This window comes from Variovorax boronicumulans, from assembly GCF_029892485.1.
In the GTDB taxonomy this organism is placed as follows: domain Bacteria; phylum Pseudomonadota; class Gammaproteobacteria; order Burkholderiales; family Burkholderiaceae_C; genus Variovorax; species Variovorax boronicumulans_B.
The window spans coordinates 1-4,745 of the sequence record NZ_JARXVG010000034.1 but is presented as its reverse complement, the minus strand read 5'-3'; the positions used below and the strand labels follow the sequence as shown (position 1 = coordinate 4,745).

The window sequence follows — 4,745 nt, the reverse complement described above, 5'->3', positions numbered from 1 at the left end:
GGCAGACGAGCATCGAGCTGGATGGGGCGAACATCACGTTGAAGATGCCGGGGTTGCTGGATGTGAAGGGGACGAGCAAGAGTTTCGTGGGGCCGAAGGGGAGCCCGGCGGAGTTGCCGTACTTGCCGTTCGGAGCCGTCGGTGATCCGAAGTATTTCATCGAGTTGAACTATCACTACGACGATCTGACGCCCATTGCGAATGCGCCATACAAGGTGCACTTCAAGGCCGGTGCCGTTTTTGCGGGTTCCTTGGACTCCAAGGGATTCGCACGGATCGATGGGGTCCCCAACGAGGAATACGTCGTTGAGTATGGCGAAGATCCCAAAGCCTGGGAGTCGCCTCCCCTCGAAACTCCGGAGTGGGACGATCCGGCGAAGAAATCGGAAGGCGAGCGACTCGTCGAAGAGGAGCGACAACGCCGTGGGATTGAGCAAACGGCTGGAGGAGTTACATCATGACGACCCAGAGCATCGTCGATGACATCGTCGACTGGTTGAAGGCATTGATTCTTGGGGACTTCGTCGAAGAACAACCTATTTCCGCGCAGATCGTTGGCGGTGCGATCGCCCTGATTCCAGTCGTTCAACAGGTCATGAATGCGCGAGATATCTCAGGTGTTCTTTTTCACATCAACCGCAAAGGCGGTTTTGCTGCGGCTGAAAAGTCGGACTACATGAACCTAGGGTTTGCTGCAATTGCAGTAATTCCTGAGGTTGGCAGTGTTTTCAAGATGGTGTTCAAGCCGTTGTGGAAAGAGCGGCGGCTCGCCGGCCCTGCGTTGCGATCGGGATTGGACATGCTGGAGCGCATGCTCGGAATGGCGAAGGGCGGTGCAGTCAAATGGATCAAGGCGCTTGAGTGGGGCACGCTCACACGCGACGCAATTGCGCGGGCCAATGCGGCGCTGGACGCCATGGAGCAGATGCTCATCTACCTTTCCGCGCCCCACTGGTGGGTTCCAGACCGTTTGGCGAGCGTTGCCAGAGATGCATTGCCAGGGGTTCAATCCATGCGCGGGAAGATATCGGGCCCATTGACCGAAGGGGTCAACGCAGTTCGGGATTTCGTGAATCACCTTGTGGGTGAAGACACTGCTGCTGTCTTGACGGCCATTGCTTCCGCTGTGCCATCCACGTCGTCGCGTCCGCGCGGCGCAGCGGAAGCACGAGCCAGAGCCAACCATACCGGGAATGAAACAAGAGGGGCTGCACCTCCTGTGCAAACGCACCCCAGGACAGGCGACGGGCCAACCCAATCGGTGGATACCGGTCATGTAAATACCGGAAGCAAGACCACTCAGCCGACGCAAAGCGTCTTGGCGAAGGTGACGCGGACGATTCAAGGCATCGTGGGTGAGCACATCGTGGATTACCACTGCTTGGAAGGCAAGGCTTGGGGGCTCGGCTGGAGTGCCCATGACAAAGGTAAGGATGGGCGCTGGGAGGCCAGTCCTCTCAAGAACTTGAGTTCACCCGGAAAGCTCAATGATGGGACACACCTCGTGCAACTCGTGCTGCAAGGGCCACGTGGACGTGGCATCGACGGCCTATGGCGCAAGAAAGCAACTGGGCCGCAAAAGTATGCGGTCGTGGAGGCCAAGTGCTATATGACACCAACGACGAGCTTGAAGTCGATGCTCGACGACGTGTATGACAAGGACGAGTTACAGACCTATCGCGACGACGTTCGAACGGCCAAAGATGCAGCCAAGCCAGCGGGCGGCGGCAAAGGCAAGCGTGGGCGCGGTGGGACAACACCCGCTGCCGGCGGGAGTCCATCCACACCTCCAAAAAAGCCAGTGAAGCACGTAATGCAGATGAGCCACGTATGGATAGAGAATCGTGTCAGAGAGTCGTATGACCTGGATGTCAGGGACGAAATATTGCGTAAGTTTGGAGCAAGCCCCAACTACTCGCGACATGTGATGCTGGTATCGATTCCTCAGGTGGTCGATCACTACCAAGCAATCGAAAAGGCCATCAGTAGTGGTGTCGCCATTGATCCGAAAACCCATACAAATCACACGATCACAAGAGAGTTTGGTGATGCCCAACTCAATGCCGAAGAGCGCAGCCGCGCCACTGCGAAAACAGGGCCAGCCCCAGTCTTGACACCATGAGCACATCAGAATCCCAATCGTTTCTCCAGCGTCGACGACAGCAATTCCTTGATGAGCAGTACTACCTTTTTGTGCGCGACTGGGTTCCCGCCCATACGTTGAAGGACATTGAGATAGCCCTCAAGCACGGTAGTCTTTCCAGCGAGATGCGCTGGCTCGAACAACTTCGCAAGGCTGGGCAACTCTTCGAAATGCTGTCGCTCGACTACACCGCAGGGTGCCTCATTGGCGAATTGCGGGAGCGATTCGGCGTGGTTGTCCAGGCATACGAAGAGGCGGCTCTTTTCAATCGGGTGCACGAGAACGAGCCGACGATGCCGCTCTTTGACTTCGCGTACAAAGATGATTACGTCCGAGTGGTGGCGTTGCTGTCGCTGGCCATTCTTCTGCATCGCGAAGACTTGATTCCGGCTGTGCATTCGCTGTTCAAGGGGAGCGATCCCGATGAAAACGATGCGTTGGTCGAGGATCTCCTGGCCAAGTATTTGCCCGATCGTCCTTATCTGGAGAACAGCTATCAGCAGGTGCCTTACGGCATCTTGCTGGATGCCACAGCGGAAACGCCCGAAGAGGAAAAGCAGGAAGACATCGAGTTGTTCTTGAAGGCCTGGTACCTCGGAATGAAAGGCACCGGTTGGTACAACAGCCACAAGAATCAGTCGCCCCGGGGGGCTGGCGGTTACTTTGGCTATTGGGCGTTCGAGGCGGCCGCCGTCGCTTACCTCTACGACGTGAACGACACGCCCTTTCGCGAACATCTGGTCTACCCCAAGGATCTCGCGGCCTTCGCGCGATCGATGCCGCGGCGATCGGTGCAGAGCGCTTCCAAGGAGGAACCGTCGAACCTGCGCGGTGTCGGCGGTGAGCCCTGCCCGCAACCGGGTTGGTGGTTCACGCCTGCGCTGACCGGCAGCCGCCGTTATTTCAAGCAGGACGAAGTGATGCCTGTGATCGAAGGCAGCGACTATGGCTCAACGTTCTGGCAATGGGACATCGATCAGTCTGTGCCCAAGCTCTGAGATTCAAGTTCGAGATGGCTCAATAAGAGAGAAAGGGCGACGCGGACGTGCCTTCCGGCCAACGAGCCTGCCCCGGCCTTCGCGCGGCCGTCGCAGCCCCTTGAGGAGACTCAAACATGCCAATCGAAACCTACTTGAAACGACTTGAGCGCGTCGAGCCCTGTGCCGAACTGTGGCGTGACGACAAGAAGTTCGTGGAGCATCGCATCGGGCTGTATGCAACGCTGTACTTCGAACACACACATCCAATGGTGGCCTCGAACGAGGCTGTCCGTCGCGCCTTGATCGAATGCTGGCATGACTACTGGAAGGTGGTCGGTATCAAGAACTGGCGATGGGTGTATGACTTCATGGGTCCAGGGTCGTCAGTTCCTTCCTATCGAGTGCCGACCGAGAAGGTGCCGCCGATTGATGAAATTTTGAATGTCCCGGCCCATTTCGCAAGCTATCAGTACTACGGCAGCGGCGGAGTGCACGACGACGATGCGAGCGAGTACCTCTTTGACTTGGCAGCTTTCCATGTCTATAGCGCCCCCGAACTTCCGACCCAATTTGCCTATCTCCGCCTTCAGGCCCCAAGAGAATTCATTGCTAACGGTCGACTGACCGACTTCGTCGCGTTGATCAAACGCTGCGCCTCTCGTCTGAAACCCAATCAGGCTTACGGAGGCCTCGGCTTCCTGAGAACCTACAACGAGGAAAGCACAACGCGTCGGACCGAGGCGCAGATGTCTAAGATTTTTAGCGGAGTAGACATCGACGTGCCGAGCGTGCAGCTCAGTGGCTTGTATTCGTACTACGATCAAAAACCCAAGGGCATTACCGGCGCCCACTGGCTCAACTTCCTGAGCACCGATTGGATTGAAAAGCTTGGTGGACTGGAACACTTGCGCGATCAACTCCCGGCCGACTCGTTCACGGTCGAACCATACGATGGCGGCATCTTTATTCAGGCCGGCCCCTACCCCGAACCCGGCCACAAGAACGATGGCCTGCCGCCCCGCTATGTCTGGCTAAATCGAGTGCTCAAGCCGATCCGCGTTGCCGACATTCGCTATCACCGAGGCAACACGCCGGGCGAGCTCGCTTCGCAGGAGGACGTCTTGCCGTATTTCACGCGTTTCGACGTAGCTTCGGATGCGCTGGGACGCCAGCTTGAAGTCGGTGACAGCAACACCCCATCTGCTGCATCGGTGGCGCAATCGCCAGCGAGCCCGGATCGTGTCGAAGGTGGTGGCCTGTGTTCCAAATCGGGCTGGTGGATTACACCCGCCAAGGTCGCCAGTCGCCGCTACTTCAAAGCTGGCGAAGTCATGCCTGTCATTGAAGGCAGTCAGTACGGCGCCACTTTTTGGCAATGGGACATCGATCAGTCTTCGGCTAAGGTCTGAAGCTTCAAGGCAAATTGGTTTGTGGCGTTCGCGGGGCGGCGCTTCGGACCATCGATTTCATGACAAATCGCGCGTCGGTCCGGAGGTGCTGGTGTCGTTCATCGAAGGCGACATCGATCGGCCGGTGGTGAGCCAGCAGCTCTACAACGGACAAGATCTTCCGCCTTGGTCCGCAGGCACCGATTCGTCGGCCAACCACGCGGGCGTGCTCTC

General features: G+C 57.6%; 3 protein-coding genes and 1 pseudogene. All 4 read left to right on the top strand.

Features of this window, described 5'->3' with window-relative positions; genetic code table 11:
- Window positions 1-461: pseudogene (locus M2282_RS30905) on the top strand (hypothetical protein); the annotation flags it as partial.
- Window positions 458-2,122 carry a hypothetical protein gene (locus tag M2282_RS30900; protein WP_280812584.1) on the top strand — a complete coding sequence of 555 codons (1,665 nt, stop codon included), beginning with the start codon at window positions 458-460 and terminating at the stop codon, window positions 2,120-2,122. The pseudogene M2282_RS30905 and the gene M2282_RS30900, both read left to right, overlap by 4 nt.
- On the top strand, window positions 2,119-3,141 hold the full coding sequence (locus tag M2282_RS30895; RefSeq protein ID WP_280812583.1) for a PoNe immunity protein domain-containing protein: 1,023 nt from the start codon (window positions 2,119-2,121) through the stop codon (window positions 3,139-3,141). Before M2282_RS30900 ends, M2282_RS30895 begins: the two co-directional genes overlap by 4 nt.
- Window positions 3,142-3,257: 116 nt before the next feature.
- A complete protein-coding gene (locus M2282_RS30890) occupies window positions 3,258-4,532 on the top strand; it encodes a type VI immunity family protein (protein WP_280812582.1) in 1,275 nt (424 codons plus the stop codon).
- Window positions 4,533-4,745: the final 213 nt, after the last annotated feature.

What these genes read in the sequence shown, in the direction of transcription:
- M2282_RS30895 (WP_280812583.1), top strand. Translation starts at nt 2,119, where the DNA reads ATGAGCACATCAGAATCCCAATCGTTTCTCCAGCGTCGACGACAGCAA.
- M2282_RS30890 (WP_280812582.1), top strand. Translation starts at nt 3,258, where the DNA reads ATGCCAATCGAAACCTACTTGAAACGACTTGAGCGCGTCGAGCCCTGT.
- M2282_RS30900 (WP_280812584.1), top strand. Translation starts at nt 458, where the DNA reads ATGACGACCCAGAGCATCGTCGATGACATCGTCGACTGGTTGAAGGCA.